Origin of the sequence: Polyangium fumosum (assembly GCF_005144585.1) — a bacterium.
In the GTDB taxonomy this organism is placed as follows: Bacteria; Myxococcota_A; Polyangia; order Polyangiales; family Polyangiaceae; genus Polyangium; species Polyangium fumosum.
In genome coordinates this window covers 214,855-238,801 of record NZ_SSMQ01000001.1, presented here as the reverse complement: position 1 = coordinate 238,801, position 23,947 = coordinate 214,855, and the positions used below count along the sequence as shown (strand labels likewise).

The window sequence follows — 23,947 nt, the reverse complement described above, 5'->3', positions numbered from 1 at the left end:
TCGTGCGGGAGCAGGTTGCGCATCTGCTCGGACACGAGCTCGACGCGGTCGCAATCGACGCGCCGTTCGATTCCCTGGGGCTCGGCTCCATTGCGGGCGTACAGCTCGCCACCGCCCTCGGGCGAGCCCTCGGCGTGCCGCTCCCGGCGAGCGTCACGCTCGAACATGCGAGTGTCTCTGCCCTCGTGGAGCACCTCGCATCGAGGCTGCTACCGATCCCGCACGCAAGGGAGGCCGCCGGCCTTTCCCGGCCCTGGGCGTATTCCCCGCTGCTGCCATTACGATCGACGGGCAGGCAGGAGCCATTTTTTTGCGTACACCCGGGCTATGGAATGGCCCTCGTCTTCAAGACACTCGCCGTCCACCTGGGCCCCGACCAGCCATTTTACGGGCTCCAGGCGCGCGGCGTCGACCTCGACGAGCCTCCGATCGATCGCATCGAGGAAATGGCCGCCCTGTACGTGCAGGCCGTCCGGAGCGTGAAGCCCAGAGGTCCGTACAAGATCGGCGGGTATTCGTTCGGCGCCTACGTCGCCTACGAAATGGCACAACAGCTCACGAAGGAAGGCGAGGAGGTCGAGCGCCTCGTCATCATCGACATCCCCGCGGCCGTCGCCGGGCGCGAAGGGTCGCTCCTGGAACTGCTCGCGGTCTGGCTCGGCTACACGGACGATCCCATGTTCTCGTCCCTCGGCCCGGACGAGCAAGCACGCCACATCGCGCGCGCCGTGGCGACCTCCGCCATGCTGCCCGACGACGTCAGCGAATCGAACCGGCTCCAAGCCGTAGTCGCTGCGCACAACGCGGCATTGCGCACCTATCGCCTGAAGCCCTGGTCCGGACGCATCACGTTGATACGCTCCCGCGGAACGGTGGCCGGCGGGCTGGCCCAATCGCTGGAGGGACTCGGTCTGGCGTATGGCTGGGACGCACTGTCACCCTATCCCGTGGACATCCACGACACGACGGGCACGCACTTCAATCTGATCTTCGAGCCATACGTGCGCGAGCTTTCGGCGATCCTGCGTCGCATTCTCGCCGAGCCAGCCCGCGCTGAACCTCCGGCCTAGCGCAGCGGCTGCGATCCCAGGCCGAGCCAGCGCTCCAGCGCGTCGAGCTTCGCTTCGAGCAGGACCGCAACCTCGCCTTCCGTGAGCTCTTCCTGCGTGGGAGCCGGCTTCGACGAAAGGAGAGGCGCCACTTCGACGGGCGGTGCAACGGGCGCAAAGCTCGAAATGTCGGGCTCCGGGTTCGTCGCGGGAGGGCCCATCACGTCGAGCTGACCGAGGAGGTGCTCCGCGAGCGCTTCCACGGTAGGATAGGCGAATAGGAACGTCGCCGGCAACGATACCTCGACGGTCGCTTCGAGCCGTTTGCCGAGCTCCATGCCCATGAGCGAATCCACGCCCACGCTGGAGAAGGGCGCGCGCGGATCGATGCGATGGGGGTCCTGCCCGAGCACGAGCCCGAGCTGCCGCGCAACGTGCACCTGCACGAGCTCCCTCCGTTCCCCGGGAAGCGCCATCGCGAGCGTCGCGCGGAAACTCGCCGGCCCCCGCGCCCCGCGCTCGGGCGGCGACGGCGTCGCGACGTGCGCTTTCGCGTCGCCCGCGTCGCCGAGGCTCGATGCGACGAAATCGACGTCGAGCCAATGGCGAGCCCGCTGCCAGGGATACGCCGGCAGCGAGACGCTGCGACCGCGGCCGCCGTGAAGCGCGCCCCAATGCACGCTGCAACCCCTCACGTGAAGCGCGCCGAGCGCGTCGAGCGCAGCGCGGCGCCCGTCGGCCTGCCGCTTCAGCGTGTAAACGACGTCCACCTTCTCTCCCTGGGCCGCGACGCATTGCCTCAGGTTCGCGGTCAGCACCGGATGCGGACTCACCTCGAAAAGCAGGCCTCCGCCGCCCTCGATCGCAGCCTGCGTCGCGCGCGAAAGCAGCACGGGCTGCCGCATGTTGTCGCCCCAGTAGTCGGCGCCGAGATCACGCCCATCGATCCGCGCGCCCGTCACCGTGCTGAACATGGGGATCCGCGTCGGTCCCGCCTCGATCCGCCCGAGCGCTTGCACGAGCTCGCGCTTCAAAGGCTCCATTTGCGGGCTGTGAAACGCATAATTCACCCGCAAGGAGCGGCAGGGCACGCCTTCCGCTTCGAGGCGGGCCGCCACGGCGTCGAGCGCCGCGCCCTCGCCCGAGAGCACGACCGAATTCGGTGCATTCACGGCCGCGATCGAGAGCTGCTGCTCATAGTCCGAAAGCACTCGCTCCGCGCGCTCGCGGTCGATCTCCACGGCCATCATCTTCCCGAAGCCCGTCGCCTTCTGCATGGTGCGGCCGCGATACACGGCGAGCCGGAGCGCCTCCTCCAGCGAAAGCGCCCCCGACACGTGCGCCGCCGCGATTTCACCCACGCTGTGCCCCACGACCGCGCCCGGCACGATCCCCCAGGATGCGTAAAGCTCCGTCAGGCTCACCTGGAGCGAAAACAGCGCCGGCTGCACCACCTCGGTCTCCCCGAGCCGCGAGAGCGCCTCGGGCGCCGCGAGCTCTTCGAGCAGCGACCACGAAACGTAGCGCCGAAGGATCGTTTCGCATTCCTCGAGCTTCTTCCAGAAGACCACCTCGCCCCGCAGATCCTGGCCCATCCCCGCCCATTGGGATCCCTGCCCCGAGAACACCATCACGACCTTCGGGTCGCCATGAGGCGAGGTGCTCCCTTGCGACAAGGAGGGCGAAACCTCTCCACGCGCAAAGGCAAAGAGCTGCTCGGAGAGCTCCTGCCGGGTTCGACCCGTCACGGCGAGCCGATGCTCGTGATGCACGCGCCGCACGCTCGCCGTGTACGTGATATCGGCGAGCTCGCCATCGCTGGCCGTGGAGAGCCGCTCTGCATAGGCACCCGCGAGCTCGGGGAGCGCCGCCTTGCTCCGGGCCGAAAGAACGAGCCAATGGGCCCCCTCGGCACGGGGCCGCTCGGCCGTCGCCTCGGGCGGCGGTTCTTCGAGGATCACGTGCGCATTCGTCCCGCTGATACCAAACGAGCTCACCCCCGCGCGCCGGGGCTTGTCGCCGTGCGGCCAGGGTACGTTCTCGGTGGGGAGGACGAAGCACGTACCGTCCAGCGAAATGCGGGGGTTGAGCCGCCGGAAGTGCTGATTGCGGGGGATACACTCGTGCCGCATCGCGAGCACCGCCTTGATGATCCCCGCCACCCCCGCCGCGCCTTCGAGGTGCCCGATGTTCGTCTTGACCGCGCCGAGCACGCAGGCCGATCCGTCGGGCCGCGGAGCGCCGAGGACCTCGCGCAAGGCCTCCATTTCGATCGGATCGCCGAGCGGCGTACCCGTACCGTGCGTCTCAACAAACCCGATGTCCGACGGCGCGAGGCGCGCGCGCTCCAGCGCACGACGGAGGAGCGCCTTCTGGGACAGCACGTTGGGCGTCGTCAGCCCTGTCGATCGGCCGTCCTGGTTCACCGCCCACCCGCGGATGACCGCTTGAATGCGGTCCCCGTCGCGCATCGCGTCCGACAAACGCTTCATCACGAGGACGCCGCACCCCTCCCCTCGGACGAACCCGTTCGCGCGCGCGTCGAACGCGCGCGAACGACCGTCCGGCGAGAGCGCTTGCGTGCCCGCGAGGAGGGCCATCGCGAGCGGCGAAAGAATCACGTTGACCCCCGCGGCGATCACGAGATCGCTGTCGCCCGCGCGCAGGCTGTGGCAGCCCTCGGCGACGGCGACCAGCGACGAGGAGCACGCCGTATCGATCGACATGCACGGGCCCTGGAGGCCGAGGACGAACGAGATCCGGCCTGCCGCCGTGCTGTAGGCATTGCCGGTGGCGCAGTACATGTCGAACTGATCCGTGCCGCGGATGAGGACACGGTGCTGGTTGTCCGACGCGCATATACCGACGAAAACCCCGGTCTTGCTCCCGGACAGCGTGTCCGGCCGCGTCCCCGCGTCCTCCAGCGCCTCCCACGCGCCCTCGAGCAAGAGCCGTTGCTGCGGATCGAGGCTCTGCGCTTCCCGGGGCGCGATGCCGAAGAACTCCGCGTCGAACCCGGAAAGATCGTCGAGCAGCGCCGCCCAGCGCACCTCGGGCCGATCCCCCGGGATCGCCTCCTTCGGCCATCGCTCCGGCGGAATCTCGCCGACGGCGTCGACGCCGCGCAGAAGCGAATCGAAGAACCGGTCGGGGCCGCCCCCTCCACCGGGGAATCGGCACGACATCCCGATGATCGCGATGGGCTCGACGGACGCGCGCTCCGCCGTGTCCAGGCGTGATTTCAGCTCGTTGATGACCGAGAGCGCCTCGCGGAGGCGCGACCGATACTCTTCGAGCAGAGCGCTCATCGCAGATTCTCCGCCTTGACGCGCAAAAGCGACGCGTCGAACGCCGAAAGAATATCGTCGTCGATCGTCCCCTCCGCGACCTCGTCGCGGGCGAGAGCAGGCGCAGGCGCAGGCGGCACTTCCGCGACGACCGGCGCGGCCGGGCTCGACGGGCCCATCCGCTCGATGAGGTGGACCGCGAGCGCGGCTGGCGTGGAATAGGTGAACAGGAGCGCCGCCGAGAGCCGCTCTCCGAGGCTCGCTTCCAGCCGGTTCCGCAGCTCCAGGCTCGTCAAGGAGTCCATACCCAGGCTCGCGAAGGGCGCGCGGCGATCGATGCGCGAGGCGTCCATCCGTAGCACGCGCGCGATCTGCTCGATGACGTGCGCTTCGAGCATCGACGTCCGCTCGGCGGCCCCGGCCTGCACGATGGCCTCGCGAAAGCCCGATGGTTTTTCCGGGCCGTGCTTGTCGCCTTCGCGCTCGAGGTCGGAAAAAAAGCTGAGCCCCGAGGCCTGCGGATAGAATTCGAGCCACTGGCGCATCGACAGCTTGAACAGCCCGATCTCCGCAAAGGAGCGCTCGAGGAGCCGACCGAAGAGCCGCGTCCCTTCCTCGGGCGTCAAGCTCTCGATGCCGCGGGTCGCGAGGCGCTTGCCGCGTTTGTCCTCGGCCGCCGCGAGTCCAACGTCCGCGAAGGGCCCCCATTGAATGCTCATGCCCGGCAACCCCTCCGCCACGCGGGCGCGCGCGAGGGCGTCCATGAACACGTTCCCGGCGGCATAACTCGCTTGCCCCGGATTTCCGAGCAGACCGGCCGCCGACGAATAAAGCACGAACATGTCGAGGCCACGGCCGCGGGTCGCCGCGTGCAGGTTCCACGCGCCGAGGACCTTCGGGGCCAGCGGCAGGAAAAGCTCGGCCTCGCCCATCTCCACGACCGTCCGATCGGCGAGCACCGCCGCCGCGTGCACGATACCGCGCAAGGGCGGCATGTCCCGCTCCACCGCCTCGATCAACCCCTCCACAGCCGCGCGATTCGAAACGTCGACGCGGAACGTACGCACGTCGGCTCCGGCGTCCCGCATCGATTGAAGGATCTGTCGTGCCTCCTCGGACGGCTCGCTGCGACCCACGAGCGCGAGGTGCCGCGCCCCTCGATCCACGAGCCACTGCGACAAGGAAAGGCCAAGACCGCCGAGGCCGCCCGTAAGGAGATATGTCGCGTCGCCCCGCACGGCCACGGCGGACGCACGCGTCGCGTCGACCTGCGCCTCTGCGTCCCGCATCCGGACGACGAGCTTGCCGATGTGCCGCGCCTGCGCCATCCGACGGAACGCCTCGTCCGCGTGGGACACGGGCAGGACCTCGATCGGCAGGGGTGCGTACGTCCCGTCCTCGAGCGAGGCGACGACCTCCCGGAGCAGCCTCGCATAGGTATCGGGGGCGTCCACGCTCATGCCGGCGAGATCGATGGCCGTGTACGACAGGCTCTTCTTGAAGGGCAGGAGCCCGAGGCGATGGTTGTCGTAAATATCGCGCTTGCCGAGTTCGAGGAACCTCCCGTAGGGCGCGAGCACCTCGAGCCCTTTGACGATCGCCTCGCCCGTCAGCGAGTTCAGGACAAGGTCCACGCCGGCTCCGCGCGTGGTGCGCATGATCTCGTCCGCAAATCCGAGCGACCGCGAGTCCATCACGTGCTCGATGCCCATCGCGCGCAGGTACGCGCGCCGCTCCTCACTGCCCGCCGTGGCAAAGACCTCGAGGCCGAGCGCCCGCGCCACCACGATAGCCGCGAGCCCCGTGCCGCCCGTCGCCGAATGCACGAGAATCCGCTCGCCTCGGCGCGCGCGCCCCACGTCCCGCAGCGCATAATGCACCGTCGTGAAGACGCCAGGAATCGCCGCTGCTTGCTCGAACGAGAGCCCCGGCGGCTTCGGAACGACGAACGCTGCCTTCGCGACCACGTGCGTCGCGAACGCGCCCATCACAGCCGCGATGACCTCCTGCCCGGGGTGCAGGCCCTCCACACCCTCGCCCACCGCCACGATCCGCCCGGCGCATTCCCCGCCGAGCAGCGGCGCCGTCCCGTCCATTCCGGGATAAATGCCCATGGCCTTGAGCACGTCGATGAAATTGAGGCCCGCCGCCTCGACCTCGATTTCCACCTCGCCCCGGCTGGGCTGCCTGCGCGTCACGGGGCGCAACGTGAATCGGTCGAGCACGCCCGGCTCGGGAATCTCCAGCCGGAAGGGCCTCCCGGCCGCGGGCTCCCGACGCGTGGCCGCCTCCTCCGTCGCCTTCGCCGAGAGATCCGCGCGCACGAGGCGCGCGACGTAACGACCTTCGCTCCGGAGCGCGATCTCGTCCTCGCCGTCGCCCTCGACGACTTCATAGAGGAGCCGCGCGGCGTCGTCCTCGCCCGGCTGCGCCGGCAGATCGATCCGCGTGCATTCGAGCTCGGGGTTCTCGATGGCGAGCGTCCTGCCAAACCCCCACAAGGGCGATTGCGACACAGCGAGGGAGCGCGCGTCCCGCCCTGCCGCCTGCGCGCCGCACGTCACGAGGAAGAGCTTCGGTCGATCCCTGAATCCGTGGCGCAGGATAGCCTGCGTCACCCGCAGCGTCCCGAGCAGGCCGCCGCGCAGGTCGGCACCGAGGGAATCGGCGGTCGTGTCCTTCCACGGCGCGGCGTCGAGCGCTTGCATGCAAACGACGCCACGACAGGCGCGCTGGCCGCCGAACGCCTCGGCGAGCATCCAGCGCAGCGCGTCCGGATCGGTGACGTCAATCCGATATTCCGACGGTCCGAGCCGCTCCCGACCCGGCCCACGGGCGACCTCGACGCAGGCATCACCGCGCTCCCGGAGGAGCCGCGCGATCGCCTCCCCCCTGCCTCCAGCGTCCGTGATCACGAGCCAGGCGCCGCTCGCGGCCGCGACGGCAGGCGCTTGCCTTCGCTCGAGATCCTTCCTCCGCCATTCCACGACATAAGAGCAACCCTCCAGAGGGTCACGCGCCTGCTCCGCGCTCGAAAGGAGGCGCTGCAGGCGGAGCTCGCCGATCTCGACCCGCAAGGCGCCACGCTCGTCCATCACGCGGAGCGATAGCCTCGGCGCGCCATCGCGCTCCCCGCCGAGGAGGCGCGCATGCACCCACACCGCGCGACCGAGACGCCCGTGCGCGGAGACGCGCGAGACGCTGACGGGGACAAACGGTTCCTTTCCAGAAACCCAGGACCCGATCGCCCAGGCCGCCGCCTGAAAACACGCGTCGAGAAGCGCGGGCATCAGACGATGGCCCTCCGCATCCCCGTCGAGGCCCGCCGGCATTTGCACCGACGCGACGACCTCGCCTTCCCCCATGCGACCCCGGACGACGCCCTGGAAGCGCTCGCCGTACGAGAGCCCGCGCGCCTCCATGCGCGCATAATGCTCCACTCCCTCGAAAAGCGTCGGGCACCGCTCCTCGACGGCGCGACGCGATTCGACCTCGACGGCCGACGCCGAGGCCACGCGGAGCTTGCCCTGCGCGTGCGTCACCCACGTCGTCGCGCCCTCTTCACGGCTCGCAATGACGACCCTCGCCGCACCCCCGCCCTCCTGGATCAGCGTCACCTGCACGACGCGGCCGCCCTCGGAGGGCAGCGCGAGCATCTGCTCGAACGAGAGATCCTCGAGCAGCGCCGCATTCTCACCGAGAACCTCCGCCGCCGCCGCGAGCGCCATTTCCACGTATCCCGCGCCGGGGAACACGATCTCCCCCTGGACACGGTGGTCCGCGAGATAGGGGAACGACTTCACGTCGATCCACACCTCCCAGCAATGGATCTCCGGCGCGGCCGCGGGGGAGACGCGCGCGCCGAGGAGCGGATGTGCGCCGGCAGCGGCAGCGGCGCGGCCGCGTCGCTCCCCGATTTCGATCCAGTATCGTTCGTGCTGAAACGGATAGGAGGGCAGAGGCACGATCGGCCGGCGCGCGGCGTCGAGCGGGGCCGACCGCACGCTCACGCCGTGCGTGTACAAAGCGGCCAGCGCCTCCAGCATGGCGCGCCGCTCGTTCGACTCTCGCCGGAGCGAGGCGATGGCCGCGCCCTCCCGGTTCGCCTCGTGCAGGTTTTCCTCGATCGACGCCACGAGGATCGGGTGCGGGCTGATTTCCACGAACACACATGGCGACGCCCCGAGGAGCGCGCTCGTGACCTGCGAGAGCCGCACCGGCTCACGCAGGTTCCGCACCCAGTAGCCCGCGTCGAGCTCGGGACCAGCGAGCAGCCCGCCCGTCACCGTCGAGCGCATCGAAATCGCGGCCGGGCCCGGCCGCACCTCCGCGAGCGCCTCCCGCAGCTCGCCGAGCAAGGGATCGACCTCGGGGCTGTGCGAGGCGACGTCGACCTTCACCCGGCGGAAAAACACGCCGCGCTTGCCAAGCTCGGCGAGAACCTCTTCGAGCGCGTCGGCGTTCCCGGACAACACGGTCGAGCGAGGCCCATTCTGGGCCGCAATGCCGAGGCGAGCGGCCCGCGTCCCGAGCGCCTGCTCCGCCTCCGCCATCGTGAGCTCCACGAGCGCCATGGCTCCTTTGCCGCTCACGCGCTTGAGGAGCCGGCTCCGCCGGCAAATCACCTTCGCCGCATCCGCGAGGCTCAGGATGCCTGCGACGTGCGCCGCCGCTACCTCGCCCATGCTATGGCCCACGACGACATCGGGCTCGACGCCGAAGGAGCGCCACGTGGCCACGAGGGCGACCTCGATCGCGAACAGGAGCGGCTGCACGACGGCCATGTCACCGAGGCGCGCGCTCGCCTCATCCGCGGCGAGCTCCGCGAGGACCGAGAAACCAACCTCGGCGCGAATCGCCGCGTCACAAGCCTCCAATGCCTGACGAAACGCGAGATCCTCCGCGAGGAGCTGCCGGCCCATCCCCAGCCATTGCGAGCCCTGACCCGGGAACACGAATACGACCTTCGGCGCGCCCTGCACCGGCACGCGCCCCTGCGCGACGCCCGGACGAACCTGCCCATCCGCGTAGGAGGCGAGCGCCTCCGCGACCTCGGCGCTCGTACGTCCCACGACCGCGAGGCGATACTCGTGATGAGCCCTGCGCTCGCTCGCCGTTTGCGTGACGTCGGAGAGCGCCTCCTCCGATTTCGATCCAATCCACGCGGCGTATTTCTTCGAGAGCGCGAGGAGCGCCCCCGAGCTCTTCGCGCTGAGCGGAAGCAAAAACGGTCCGACGGGCGGCGACGGCCGCGTCGGCTCGGGCTCGATCGGCGCCTCTTCCAGGATGACGTGCGCGTTCGTCCCGCTGATCCCGAACGAGCTTATGCCCGCGAAACGAGGCGCCATTCCCCTCTTCCAGGGCACGGGCCCCGTCGGCAGGACGAAGGGTGTCCCCTCGATGTCGCATCGCGGATTGAGCACGCGGAAATGCAGATTCCCGGGGATCTCCTCGTATTCGAGCGCCAGCGCCGCCTTGATGAGGCCCGCGATCCCGGCCGCCCCCTCCAGGTGACCAATGTTCGTCTTGACAGCGCCGATCACGCACGTCGATCCGTCCGGGCGCGGCTCGCCGAACACGGCCCGCAGCGCGTCGAGCTCGATGGGATCTCCCAGCGGGGTCCCGGTCCCGTGCGCCTCGATGAACCCGATCTGCGAAGGCGTGAGCCGCGCATTCGCGAGCGCCTGCTGCAGGAGCGCCTGCTGGGAGAGCACGTTCGGCGTCGTCAGACCGGTCGACCGCCCATCCTGATTCACCGCCGAGCCCCGGATCAACGCGCGAATGCGATCGCCGTCCCGGCGCGCGTCCGAGGCGCGTTTCAGGATCACGACCCCGCACCCCTCGCCCCGCACGTAGCCGTTTGCCCGCGCGTCGAACGTCTTGCAGCGCCCATCCGGCGACAGCGCCCGCATGTGCGAAAGCATGGTCATCGTGAAGGGCGATACCAGCGCATTGGCGCCGGCCACGATCGCGACGTCACACTCGCCGCTCCGCAAGCTCTGGCAGGCGAGGTGTGTCGCGACGAGCGACGACGAGCATGCCGTGTCCACGGTGATGCAAGGCCCGACGAGGCCGAGCGTGAAGGCGAGCCGGCCTCCCGCCGTGCTCCCGAGGTTCCCCGTGGCCGAATACGTGTCGAGGGCCCCCGGCCCGACGGAAACGATGCGCTGCTGATAATCGAGCGTCCCGATCCCGACGAAGACGCCCGTACGGCTGCCCATGAGCGCGTCGGGGCGTTGCCCGCCGTCCTCCAGCGCCTCCCACACCACTTCGAGCAGGAGGCGCTGCTGCGGATCCAGGCTCTGTGCCTCTCGCGGCGAGATGCCGAAAAAGGCGGCGTCGAACCCGTCGATATCGTCGAGGAGCGCTGCGTGACGCACCTCGGGTCGGTCCTTCGGCACCATCCACGCGGGCCAGCGCGTCGCCGGGATCTCGCGCACCGCATCCACGCCGCGGCGGAGCGCCTCGCGAAAGGCCTCCGGCCCCTCCCCGCCGCCGGGAAACCGGCACCCCATTCCGAGAATCGCAATCGGCTCGACCCGCGCGCGCTCGGCTGCCTGGACGCGCGCTTTCAAATCGTTGATAACCGCAAGCGCCTCCCGGAGCCGGGCGCGATATTCGTCCACGGATGCCGACCCGCTCATCGCAGTTTCTGCTCCTCGATTTCACGCAGCGACGCATCGAACGCGGAGAGCAGGTCGTCCTCGCCGCCGGCCCCCTCCTTCGCCGGCTCTGCGGCAGGCGAAGGCGCCGGGGGCGCGGCCGGCGCCTCGACCGCGCGCTTCGGCGGCGCGGCGAACTGGCTGGCCAGATGGTCAATGAGCGCCGTGGGACTCGTGTACGTGTAGAGCATGGTCGCCGCGAGCTTGATGCCGAGGGTCGCTTCGATTCGATTGCGCAGCTCGACGCCCATCAACGAGTCCATGCCGAGGCTCGAGAACCCCGCGCGCGGGTCGAGCTGACGAGGCTCCTGACGGAGCACCTTCCCAAGCTCGCCGAGGACGTGCGCCGCGAGCTGTTCGACCCGCTCGGCGGGCGTCACGCGCTCGAGCTCCTCCCGCAATCGCCTTCGCGCCTCCGACGCCGCCGCATCGCCCCCGCGCTCGCGGGAGAGCTCCGCGAACATGGGAGAGGCCGCCGCCTGCGGGTAAAAATCGAGCCAGCGCCGCGGGGAAAACCGCATGACGGCCACCTCGGCGCGCGGACGCGCGAGGATCAGCCCGAGCGCTCGTGCGCCCTCCTCCGGCGTCAGGCTCTCGAGGCCTCGGCTGGAGAGCCTCTGGCCACGATTGTCGCGCAGCGCCGCCATGCCCACGTCGGAGAACGGGCCCCAGTGGATGCTCGTCGCCGGCAATCCGGCGGCGACCCGCATGTGCGCGAGCGCATCCATGAACGCGTTCGCCGCGGCATAATTCGCCTGACCGGGCGAGCCGAGCAAAGACGCCGTCGAGGAGTACATCACGAAGAAATCGAGCGGCTCGGCGCGCGTACGCTCGTGCAGGTTCCACGAGCCGAGCATCTTCGGTCCGAACACACGCGCGAGTTTGTCGCGTGAAAGATCGAGCAGCGTCCGGTCGTCGACGACGCCGGCCGCGTGCACGATGCCCGCGAGCGGTCGCGCCTCCGCGCGTACCCGCTCGAGGACGGCATCGACGTCCGCCGCGCGGGAAACGTCGGCCTCCAGCACGACCACGTTTGCCCCTACCTCGCGTAAGCGCGCGATCGCCTCGTGCGCCGCCGGCGTGGGCGCACGACGGCCCACGAGCGCGACGTGCCGGGCGCCCTGCGCCACCAGCCATTGCGCAACTGACAAACCAAGCCCGCCGAGTCCGCCCGTGATGAGGTACGAGGACTCCGGACGAACCGCGTGGCCTCGCGCCGGCGCGGCGTCGAACGAGCTGTGGGTCATGCGCGCGACGTGACGCAGCTCCCCGCGGAGCGCGACCTCGCTCTCGCTGTCGTTCACGAAGAGCTCGTGGCAGAGACGCTCGACGTCGAGGGGATCGACCTCGGGGGAGAGGTCCACGAGTTTCCCGTCGAGGTCCGGGTGCTCGAGGGCAAGCGTCCGGCGGAACCCCCAGAGCGGCGCCTGGGCCACAGAGACGACGTCGACGTCGCCGAGGACCGCCTGCGCCCCGCGGGTCACGAAGACGAGCCGCGGCCCTTCGCGGAAGGCTCGCTGCACGAGCGCCTGCACGAGGAACAAGGCGCTACCAACGACGCGATCCCCATCGGCCTCCAGCGTCGACACGCTCGCGCGCTCGACCGGCACCGCGTCGAGGGCGAACAGGTGGACGACGCCCGCGCAAACGGTGTTCTCGTCGAAGACCGCCTTCAAGAGCTCGACATGATCCTCGGCGCTCGTGAGCTGGATCCGGTACGTCGTCGCGTCGACACGCTCATACCGCTCGCCCGCCTCGACGAGCACGCAGGGAATGCCTCGCGCGCGCATCATCGCGCCGAGCGCGCGTCCCGTCCCCCGTTCGTCGCAGAGGACCATCCAGGTGCCCACGCGGGCCGACGCGCAATTCGCATCGACGGCCGCCGGAGCTGCGCGCCACGCGAGCCCGAAGACCATATCGTCCTGCGCGCTCTGCGTGGTCGGCGCGTCGCTCTTCCCCTTCCGACCCACGGCGGCGAACGGCGCGTCCTCGGGGAGCTCCAGCCAATACCGCTGCCGTTGCCAGGGATAGGTGGGCAGCGGGACGCATTTTCCGCCGCTAGGCGCGAGCCTCGCCCATTCCGGCGCACATCCGCGCGTATAAAGCGCGCCCGTCGCTTCGAGCAGCGAGCGGCGCTCGTCCTGGTTGCGCCGCAGGGTGAACGCGACGAGCCCGGCCGCCTTGCGCATCGCAAGGCATTGCTCGACGTTCGCCGCCAGCACCGGGTGAGGCCCGACCTCCAGAAAGAGCTGATATCCGTCGTGAATCGCGGCGTCCACGGCTCCCGCGAACTGGACGGTGTCCTGCACGTTCCGGCCCCAGTACCGCGCGTCGAGCTCCTTGCCCTCGACGCACTCGGAGAGGATGGTGCTGTACATCGCGAGCGTGGCTCGCCGCGCCGTGACGCGCACGAGCCGCTCGACGAGCTCCGTCGCGAGCGGCTCCATCTGCGGGCTGTGAAACGCATAATTGACGCGCAGCGGCCGGCACGAGACCCCTTCGCGTTCGAGCTTCGCGACGACCTCGTCGAGGGCGACGGTTTGTCCACTCAATACGACGGAGCCTGGATCGTTCACCGCGGCGATCGCCAGGCGGTCCTCGTACCCGGCGATCGCCTGGCGCGCCACGTCGGGGTTCGCCGCGACCGCCACCATTTTCCCGAGGCCCGTCGCCTTGTTCATGATCCGCCCGCGGATCGCGACGAGGCGCACCGCCTCGTCCAGGGAAAGAATGCCGGCGATGTAGGCAGCGGCGATCTCCCCGACGCTGTGACCGATCACCGCGTCGGGCGCGACCCCCCAGGACCGGAGCAGCTCCACGAGCGCGATCTGGATCGAAAAGATGAGCGGCTGCGCCACCTGCGTCTCGTTCAAGCGCGACATCGACTCGGTCGTGTCGAGCTCGTCGAGCAGGCTCCATCCGAGCCGCGGGGTGAGGAGAGCGTCGCACGAATCGATCACCGATCGAAATGCCGACTCCTCTTCGTAGAGCTTCCGCCCCATCCCGAGCCACTGCGCGCCCTGCCCCGAGAAGACGAATACGACCTTCGCCCGCGCCGGCGTGGACTTTCCGGTGGCGAGCCCCCCGCCCACCTCGCCGCCCAGGAACGCGTCGAGCGAACGCGCTAGCTCCTCCCGGGTGCGGCCGACAGCCGAGATGCGATACTCGAAATGGCTCCGGCGCAAGCTCGCCGTGTGCACGACGTCCCGAAACGAGACGTCCTGCGTGCTCGTGAGGTAATCGCGGAACGCGGACGCGTGCGCCCGGAGCGCCTCGGGGCTCTTCGCCGAGAGGGGGAGGAGATACGAACTCGCCTCGGGGGTGAGATCCTCCTCCGCGCTCTGCGCGAACTCCTCCACGACGACGTGGGCATTCGTCCCGCTCATGCCAAACGAGCTCACGCCCGCCACGCGCCGCTTCAGCGCGGCCCGCCAGGGTCGCGGCTCCGTGGGAATCACGAAGGGCGTCCGGTCGAGCTGGATGCGAGGATTCAAGGTGCGGAAATGGATGTTCTTCGGGATGAGCCCATTTTGAAGCACGAGCGCGCTCTTGATGAGCCCGGCCACCCCCGCGGCCGACTCGAGGTGCCCGATGTTCGTCTTCACTGCCCCGAGCGCGCACACGGAGCCGGCCTCCCGGGGATGACCGAACACGCGCGTGAGCGCCTCCATCTCGATCGGATCCCCGAGCGAGGTCCCCGTGCCGTGCGTCTCGACATACCCGATGTCGGAGGGCGCGATCCGCGAGCTCTCGAGCGCCTGTGTCAGCATCGCCTGCTGCGCGAGCACGTTCGGCGTGGTGAGGCCCGTCGAGCGTCCATCCTGGTTGACGGCGGAGCCACGAATGAGCGCGACGATCGTGTCGCCGTCACGCTCGGCGTCCGACAGCCGCTTGAGCACGACCATCCCGCAGCCCTCGCCCCGGACGAACCCGTTCGCCGTCGCGTCGAAGGTCTTGCATCGACCGTCGGGCGACAGGGCCTGCGTTCTAGCATATTTGCGCGTGGTCGAAGGGACGAGCATGAGGTTGACGCCGCCCGCGACCGCCATGTTGCACTCGCCGCTGCGCAAGCTCTGGCAGGCGAGGTGAATCGCGACGAGGGACGACGAGCAGGCGGTGTCGACCGCCATGCTCGGACCCTGAAACCCGAATGTGTACGAGATGCGGCCCGCCGGGAAACAATGGCCATTGCCCGTCGTGGTGTACGCGTCCTCCTGCTCGATACCGGCGATGGCGGAGAGCTCGGCATAATCGTTGTTCATGATGCCGAGAAAAACGCCGGTCCGGCTGCCGACGAGGCGCTCGGGGAGCTGCCCCGCGCGTTCGAGGGCCTCCCACGTGACCTCGAGCAGGAGCCTCTGCTGCGGGTCCATCTTCGACGCCTCACGCGGCGAGATGTTAAAGAACCGAGCATCGAAGAGGTCGACGTCGCGCAGGAACGCCCCCCAGCGAACCGCGCGCGCCTCCGGATCGGTGGACGGGTCCGCGCCGAGCCCCCACCGCTCGGGCGGGACCTCCGTGATCGCGTCCACGCCCTGCTTCAAGAGCTCGAAAAACGCCTCCGGCGTGTTCGCCCCCCCGGGAAAACGGCACCCCATGCCGATGATGGCGATCGGCTCGACGCGCACGCGCTCGAGGTTCTCGATCTTCGCGCGCATCTTCTGGATCGTCATGATCGCGCGCTGCATCGACGAGAGCCCCGACGCTGGCGGGGCGTCGTCGTCGTGCTGCGTCGTCATGCTCTGCGAGGCATCGGGGCGTCTGGTGGTCACGAGAGGTAATCCTCCGAGCGAGCCAGCTCCTCCTCGAGCTCGAGCAGGATTTCGGCTTCCGACTGCGTAATGTGCCTGGGTGACTGCACGCGGATCGGGTCACTCGGCCTCGCCGGGAGCGCCGACGAGCGCTCCGCCCGCGGCGCCGCCATGGACGGGGGCGCCGTGTCCCCGGGACGCCGGCCGGGCGAGAGGCTCATCCGGTCGAGAAGGTGATCGGCGAGCGAGGCCGGGTTCGGATACGTGAACAGGAGCGTGGCCGAGAGCCGCACGCCGAGGCTCGATTCGAGCCGATTGCGTAGCTCCAGGCTGAGCAGCGAGTCCATTCCGAGGCTCGTGAACGAGGCGAGCCGGTCGATGCGCCCGACGTCGAGACGGAGCACCTGGCCCACGTGCTCCAGGATGTGTTTTTCCAGCACGGGGAGCCGCTCCGCCGGAGGCCTACGCTCGAGCAAGCCCTTGAACGACACGCGGCTCGACGGCGCCGGGCGGTCCGTCGTCGTCTTCGGATCCCGCTGGAGTTCGGACCAGAAGGGGCTGCCCGCGAGCTGCGGGTAGAATTCGAGCCATTGGTGCACGGCGAGGCGCAGGACGCCGACCTCAGCCGGGGATCGTTCGAGCAAACGGGCGAACGCAAGGAGCCCTTGCTGCGGCGTAAGGCTCTCGATTCCGCGATACGACAGCCGCTGGCCACGATTGCCCTGCGCGGCGGCGAGGCCGACGTCCGAGAACGGCCCCCAGTGAATGCTCGTCGCGGGCAAACCGCTGCGCCGGCGCGCATGCGCGAGGGCGTCGAGGAAGGCATTGGCCGCCGCGTAATTGCCCTGGCCCGGTGCGCCGAGGAGCGAGGCCGCAGACGAATACAACACGAAGAAATCGAGCTGGTGGTCCCGGGTGCGCGCGTGCAGGTTGAACCCTCCGGCGACCTTCGGTTCGAGCACGCGTTGGAAGCGTTCCTCATCGAGCTCCAGCAAGGTCCTGTCGTCGAGGACGCCGGCCGCGTGCACGACCCCGCGCAGAGGCGGCAGCGCGCGGTCGATCTGCGCGAGCATCACCGCGACCTGATCCTCCCGGGCGACGTCGGCCTCGACGACGAGGACCTGCGCGCCGGCCTTTTCCATGGCCCGGATGGCCTCTCGCGCAGCGGGCGCCGGCGCGCGGCGCGAGACGAGCGCGAGGTGCCGCGCCCCCTGATCCACCATCCACTGCGCGAGCGAGAGCCCGAGGCCGCCGAAGCCGCCGGTGATCAAATACGACACGTCGGGGCGAATGCGGGGACGCGGCTCCTCCACGGGAAGAATCGCAGCCGTTGGCTCGTTCATGACAAGCACGACCTTGCCGATGTGCTTCGCCTCGGACATCAGCTTGAACGCGGCATTCGCCTCCGACGCCGGGAAGACCTTCACGGGCAAGGGCTGGAAGATGCCCATTTCGAAGAGCTGCATCACCTCGTTCAGCAGCGAGCCGAGCAGCGACGGCCGCTCGACGGACATGCCGGGCAGATCGACCGACGCGAACGAGACGCTGCGCCGCAACGGCGTGATGGCGAGCTGTTTGTTCTCGTAGATGTCGCGCTTGCTGAGCTCGACGAAGCGCCCGTATGGCGCGAGCAGCTCCAGGCTCCGTGTGCGGGCATCGCCGGTCAGCGTATTGAGCACGACGTCCACGCCCTGCCCGGACGTGCTCTCCATGACCTCGCTGACGAACGAGAGCGTGCGGGAATCCATGACGTGCTCGATGCCGATGGATCGCAGGTACTTCCGCTTCTCTTCGCTGCCGGCGGTCGCGAAGACCTCGGCTTTGAGCACCCGCGCGATCTGGATCGCCGCGAGGCCGGTCCCGCCCGTCGCCGTGTGCACGAGGACGCGCTCGTCGTGACCCAGGCGCGCCAATCGATTGAGCGCATAATAGACGGTGGTGAAGACGACAGGAATGGATGCGGCCTCCGCGAAGCTGATCTTCGCAGGCTTCGGCGCCACGAAGGCGGCGAGCGTGGTCACGTGCGACGCGAAGGCGCCCGGCGCGTATGCGACGACTTCCTGGCCGACGGAGAGGTTCTCGACGCCCTCGCCAAGCGCGACGATACGACCCGCACATTCGAGGCCGAGCGTGGCGACATCACCGGCCGTCCCGGGGTAAGCAGCCATCGCCTTCATCACGTCGACGTAATTCAGCCCCGCGGCCTCGACCTCGATCTCGACCTCGCCCGGGCCTGGTGGGCGGCGCGGCGCCTCGCGGAGCATGAGCTGATCGAGGACCCCCACTTCGAGGCTCTCCAGCCGGAAGGGCCTGCCATTCGCGCGCTCGGGCGGCACGTTCGCCTTGACAACCCCGACGGCGTCGAATGAGCTGTGCACGAGCCGCGCGACGTACCGGCCTTCCTTGCGATAAGCGATCTGATCCTCGCGGTCGCGCACCGAGATCTCGCGGAGCAGGACCGAGGCCTCGTCCGCGCTGCGGCTCGGATCGACGTCGATGCGCGTGCATTCGAGCTCGGGGTGCTCGAGCGCGATCGTGCGGCCGAGGCCCCATAACGTCGATTGTGCGACGGAGAGCGGCGTGCCGTTCGAGAGTACGGCCTGGGCGCCGCGCGTGACCAGCCAGAGGCGCGGCATGTCACGCCACCCCTGCCGGAGCACGGCCTGGACGAGGTAAAGCGCACTCAGGCAGGCGTTCGCGACGTCGCGTTCGATGGTGTCGTTCGTGGTCCGCTCCCACGGGGTCGCGTCGAGCGCGAAGAGATGCAGGATCCCACGGCAATGGACCTCGCGGCCAAACGCCTCGCGGAGGACGCGCTGGTAATGCTCGGGGTTCGTCGGATCGATCTCGAAGAGGCCCGCTTCGAGGCGGACAAACCGGCTCCCGACGCGGACCCGCACGCACGTCTCGCCCCGCGCGAGCAGGAGAAACGCCATGGACGCCGCGGTGCCGCCCTCGTCGACGAAAAACAGCCACGCGCCCGGGTTGCCCGACGACTTGATCCGCACCGACTCGCCGTCGAGGTCCTTCTTGCGCCACTCGATCGTGTACACAGAATCGTCGAGCACATTCGCAGGCGCCGATTTTCCACTCTCCAGCCGCTTGATGCGGAGCCCCTGGACCTCCGCCTGCACCCGGCCATCCGCGTCGATGACGAAGACGTCACCCGCGGGATTGACCTTGTCGTCGCTCGGGTGGAGCTGCGCATGAACCCACACCTCCTGCCCGAGCGAGCGGTGGAGCCGGATCTTGTCCACACCCGAGAGCACGTACGTGCCGAGCGGCTCCGTCTCCGAGGCGACATGGACCTGCACGAGGGTCTGGAAGCAGGCATCGAGCAGCGCCGGGTGGACCTGATATTGATCCGCATTCACCGCCACGTCGGCCGGCAAGAACACGCGGGCGAGCCCCTCCTCGGAGCCGAGCCACATCTGTTCGAGGCCGCGGAAGCTCCGGCCATAAAAGAGCCCGCCTTCCTCCATGCGGCGATAAAACGCCTCCGCGTTGACCACCGTCGGGCAACGCGCCTGGAGCACGCGAGGACGCTCGCGCGAAATCCTCGCGCCCGGCGCGCCCACGCCTGTCCGCACCTTGCCCGCCGCGTGCCGCGTCCACGTCTTCGCCCCCGCCTCGCGGCTCGAAACCTGAAACGACGCGCGCCCCGGCTCCTCGTCCACGAGGACGCACTGGACGCGCCGATCCGGGTCCTTGCCGACCGGGAGCATCCGATCGAAGGTGACCTCTTCGAGCGCGACGGAGACCTTGCCGTGCACCTCGACGACCGCGGCGAGCGCCATCTCCACGTACCCCGCGCCGGGGAAGATGGGGTCGTTCTGCACGCGATGATGCGCGAGGTAAGGCAGCGCCGTGGTGCTCAGCGATTGCTCCCAAAAATGCAGCGTGGGCTCGACGGAGAGGTGGACCTGCGACCCGAGCAGCGGGTGCGCCGCGGGATCATGGGACGTGGCGTGCGCGAGCCACGGCCGCGACGACGGCATCCGCGATTTCACCTCGTCGGGCAGCCAGTAACGATCCCGCTGCCACGGATACGTGGGCAGCGAAATGCACCGGCCGCCGCGCGGGAAGAGCCTGCCCCACGTGAGCTCGTGGCCCTTCACGTGGAGCGCGCCGAGCGCGTCGACGAGGCAATGGCGCTCGTCCTCGTTGCGCCGGAGCGACGCAATGGCTGCCCCCTCTTTCGAGAGCATGCGCAGCGTCTCCTCGATCGAATGCAAGAGGATCGGGTGCGGGCTGATCTCCACGAAGAGGGTTTGTCCCTCCTCGGCCGATTTCGCGACGGCCCTGCCGAAGAGGACGGGCGCGCGGAGGTTTTTCACCCAGTACGACCCATCGAGCTCCACGCCCGTGACGAGCTCGCCCGTCACGGTCGAGCGCATGGCGACGCTCGCGGGCCGCGGCCGAAGCTCGGCGAGCGCGGCCGAGAGGTCCTGCTTCAGCACGTCCATCTGCGGGCTGTGCGAGGCGACGTCGACCTTCACCCGACGGCAAAACACGCCGCTCCCCTCGAGCTTCGCGACGATCTCCTCGAGCGCCGCCGGCTCGCCCGAAATCACGGTGGAGCGCGGGCCATTGCTCACCGCGACGCTGAGCCGGTCCTCGTACCCCACGAGCGCGCGCTCGGCCTCGTCCATCGCGAGCTCGACGAGCGCCATCGCGCCGAGCCCCGCGACGCGGCGAAGGAGCTTGCTCCGCCGGCAAATGACCTTCGCCGCGTCCTCGAGGGAGAGCACACCCGCGACATGCGCCGCCGCGATCTCGCCCATGCTGTGGCCGATCACGGCGTCCGGCTCGACGCCCCACGCGCGCCAGAGCGCGGCGAGCGCGACCTCGATCGCGAAGAGCATGGGCTGCACGACGTCGATGCGCCCGAGCTGCGAGCGCGTCTCGTCCGCGAGGAGCTCCTCGATGACGGAGAAACCCGCCTCGCGCCGGATCACCACGTCGCAGTCCTCGATCGCCTCGCGGAAGACGGGCTTCTGCACGAAGAGCGAGCGGCCCATGCCGACCCACTGCGAGCCCTGCCCCGGAAACACGAAGACCAGACCGCGCCGGCCGCCGATCGGCAACGCGCCCGCGCGCGCGAGAGGATGATCACGCCCCTCGGCGAGCGCGCGCAGGCCGTCGAGGACCTCCGCCCGCGTGCGCGCCGCGACGACGCCGCGCGTGCGGTGGTGCGCGCGGCGAACGCTCATCGTGTAGCAAACGTCTCGCAGCACGATCCCGTTCGACGCGTTGATGTAGTGGGCGAGGCGCCGCGCAGCGTCGCGCATCGCCGACTCGGTCTGGCCCGAGACCGGCACGAGATGCACGTGGCCCGTCTCGGTCGCCTCGGTCTCCGCGCTGCGATCCAGCACGCTCGCGCCGTGCACGAAGAGCTGGCCGACGGCCTCGCGGATCGATCGGCCCTCGTCCTCGTTGCGCCAGAGCGCCGCCACCGCAGCCGCCGTGGCTTGCTTGTCCACGTGGCGAATGCACTCCTCGATCGAGTGCTTGACGATGGGGTGCGGCGCAATTTCGAGGAAGACCGCGAGCCCGTCGTCGAGGAGGCGCTGAATGCCGTTCGCGAACAGAACCGGCTCACGGAGCTGCCGCGACCAGTACCGGACGTCGAGGTCCTCGCCACGGATGCGCTCGCCCGTGAGGCTCGAGACGACAGGGACCCGCGCGCTCATGGGGTGCAGGCCGGTGAGCAAAGGCGGCAGCTCGTCCGTGAGGTAGGCCATCTGCGGCCCATGCACGGCGGCGCCGGTGCTGACCGGGCGGGCGAAGACGCCGCGCGACGCAAAGGACGCCGCGAGTGTGGCGAGCGCGCCGCCCTCCCCAGAGAAGACCGTGGAGGTCGGGCTCGCGGCGATGGCGCCGGTGATGCGGCCGCCCGAGGAGGCGGCGATCGACTGCGCCTCGTCCCAGCCGACGCCCGCGAGCAGCATCATCCCCTGACCGGCCGAGCGCTGCACGAGCGTCGCCTGATGCGCGATGACCCGCGCCGCGTCTTCGAGCGAGAGCACGCCCGCGACATGCGCCGCCGCGACCTCACCGATGCTGTGGCCGATCACCGCGCCCGGCTCGAGGCCGAGGTCGTGCAAGAGCTCCGCGAGCGCGACCTGGAACGCGAAGAGCACGGGCCACATGACGTCGAGGCGATCGGCGGCGACGCGCGTCGAGCCGGCCATGATCTCGTCGAGCACCGACCAGCCGAGCAACGGGCCGAGGACACGATCACACCGCGTGAGCGCCGCGCGGAAGCTCGGCTCCGAGAGCACGAGCGATCGGCCCATCCCCGCCCACTGCGATCCCTGCCCCGAGAACACCCACACGACGCGGCGTGATCCGCGCGCCGCACCGCGGAAAATTCCGCGCCCTTCGGCGCCGCCGCGGGCCTCGACGAGCCGCGCTTCGAGGCCGCTCTTCGTGCTCGCCACGACCGCGAGCCGCTGGCCCAGGCCGGCCGGAGGGCCACGCAAGACCCGCCCGGCGATCACCTCCTCGCCTCGGATCGATTCGAGCGCGAGCCCGATCGAGGCGCCCATCGCCTCCGGCGCGCCCGCCTCGATCAGCGCGACGCTCGCCGTCGAGCGGGCCATGCTCTCCAGGATCACGTGCGCGTTCGTGCCGCCATACCCGAACGAGCTCACGCCCGCGCGGCGCAGCGTGCCCTCGGGCGCAGGCCAGGGCTCGACCTTCGCGACGACACGCAGGTTCAGCCGAGGGAAGTCGATGTTCGGGTTCGGCGACTGGTAATGCAGGCTCGGGGGCAGCGCGTCGTGCTGCATCGCGAGCGCGACCTTCATGAGCCCCGCCATCCCCGCGGCCGCTTCGAGGTGCCCGACGTTCGTCTTGACGGACCCAATGCAGAGCGGCTGATCCGGCGGGTGCTCGACGCCGATCACCGCCCCGAGCGCGCCCGCCTCGATCGGATCCCCGAGCGGCGTGCCGGTGCCGTGCGCCTCGACGTACTGGATGTCCGCCGGCGCAATGCCGGCCGCGCGGCACGCGTCCCGCAGCATCGACTGCTGGGCGAGCGGGTTCGGCGCGGTGAGGCCGTTGCTCGCGCCGTCGTTGTTCACGGCGCTGCCGCGCACGATCGCGTAGATGCGGTCGCCGTCGCGGAGCGCGTCCGAGAGGCGCTTCAGGATCACGAGCCCGGCGCCCTCGCTGCGGACGTAGCCGTTGCCGCGGGCGTCGAAGGCGCGACAGCGGCCGTCGGGGCTCATCGCGTTCAGCCGCGTGAAGCCCATCGTCGTCTCGGGCACGAGCATCAAGCTCACGCCGCCCGCGATCGCGATGCCCGTCTCGCCGCTGCGCAAGCTCTGCGAGGCGAGGTGGATGGCGACGATCGACGACGAGCACGCCGTGTCCACGGTCATGCTCGGCCCCTGGAGGCCGAACGCGTACGAGATGCGGTTCGCGATGATGCACGAGGCGCCGCCCGTGCTCGTGTGCGCGGTGATCGACTCGCGCCCCGCGCGATCCTGGAGGAGCGCGTGGTCGAGGAAGAGCGCGCCGACGAAGACGCCCGTGCGGCTGCCCTTCAGCGTGGGCGGCGGGATCCCGGCGTCTTCGAGCGCCTCCAGCGAGAGCTCGAGCGCGAGCCTCTGCTGCGGATCCATCTGCACCGCCTCGCGCGGCGAGATGCCGAAGAACTGCGGGTCGAAGGTGTCGACGTGGTCGAGGAAGCCGCCCCAGCGCGTGTTGAGCTTGCCCGTGGCGGCCGTGTCCGGATCGTAGAGGTCCGCCGCGTCCCAGCGGTCGCGCGGCACCTCGGTGATCGCGTCGATGCCGTCGTGCAAGAGCCGCCAGAACGCGTCGAGGTCCGGCGCCTTGGGGAACCGGCACGCCATGCCCACGATGGCGATGGGCTCGTTCTCCGGCGACGTCGTTCGCGGCGGCATCGGCGGCGGGCGCGCGGACAACGTCGGCGCCACGGACGAACCCGTGGAGGTCGTCAAGAACTTCGCCAGCGACGCGGGGGTCGCGTGCTCCCATACGAGGGTCGGCGAGAGGCTACGGCCGAGGTGCTTGCCCAGATCCGCGATGAGCTTCGTCGCGCCGAGGGAGTCGAGCCCGTAGCGATGGAACCGCTCGCGTGGGTCGATGGTCCGCGGATCGATCCCCCGAAGCTCGGCGAGGCGGGAGACCAGCCAGGCCGAAAGGTTCTCTGCGTTGGGTGGAGTCAT

Annotated in this window: 5 protein-coding genes (1 of these 5 cut by a window edge); 1 reads left to right on the top strand and 4 read right to left on the bottom strand. The window is 69.7% G+C overall.

Annotation, left to right across the window (positions count from 1 at the left end; translation table 11 throughout):
* A protein-coding gene (locus tag E8A74_RS00955; RefSeq protein WP_136926970.1) for a type I polyketide synthase crosses the window boundary here: on the top strand, nt 1–1,070 show its 3' portion. It extends 4,723 nt beyond the left edge of the window; 1,070 of the gene's 5,793 nt are visible here — the last part of the coding sequence; the start codon falls outside the window, past its left edge; it ends in the stop codon at nt 1,068–1,070.
* On the opposite strand, the gene E8A74_RS00950 is transcribed toward E8A74_RS00955, so the two are convergent.
* Genes E8A74_RS00950 through E8A74_RS00935 form a run of 4 tightly spaced genes read right to left on the bottom strand, consistent with a single transcriptional unit; the run spans nt 1,067 to nt 23,947 of the window.
* Complete coding sequence (locus E8A74_RS00950) at nt 1,067–4,357, bottom strand: type I polyketide synthase (protein ID WP_136926969.1); 3,291 nt, start codon at nt 4,355–4,357, stop codon at nt 1,067–1,069. The genes E8A74_RS00955 and E8A74_RS00950 overlap by 4 nt on opposite strands.
* A complete protein-coding gene (locus E8A74_RS00945) occupies nt 4,354–10,980 on the bottom strand; it encodes a type I polyketide synthase (RefSeq protein WP_136926968.1) in 6,627 nt (2,208 codons plus the stop codon). The genes E8A74_RS00950 and E8A74_RS00945 overlap by 4 nt, the downstream gene beginning before the upstream one ends.
* Nucleotides 10,977–15,770: a type I polyketide synthase gene (locus E8A74_RS00940; RefSeq protein ID WP_136926967.1), complete on the bottom strand. Its 4,794-nt coding sequence runs from the start codon at nt 15,768–15,770 to the stop codon at nt 10,977–10,979. The genes E8A74_RS00945 and E8A74_RS00940 overlap by 4 nt, the downstream gene beginning before the upstream one ends.
* Nucleotides 15,767–23,947 carry a type I polyketide synthase gene (locus E8A74_RS00935; RefSeq protein ID WP_170228765.1) on the bottom strand — a complete coding sequence of 2,727 codons (8,181 nt, stop codon included), beginning with the start codon at nt 23,945–23,947 and terminating at the stop codon, nt 15,767–15,769. Before E8A74_RS00935 ends, E8A74_RS00940 begins: the two co-directional genes overlap by 4 nt.

Coding starts and splice junctions, on each gene's coding strand:
- E8A74_RS00950 (WP_136926969.1), bottom strand. CDS start 4,357: ATGAGCGCTCTGCTCGAAGAGTATCGGTCGCGCCTCCGCGAGGCGCTC.
- E8A74_RS00945 (WP_136926968.1), bottom strand. CDS start 10,980: ATGAGCGGGTCGGCATCCGTGGACGAATATCGCGCCCGGCTCCGGGAG.
- E8A74_RS00935 (WP_170228765.1), bottom strand. CDS start 23,947: ATGACTCCACCCAACGCAGAGAACCTTTCGGCCTGGCTGGTCTCCCGC.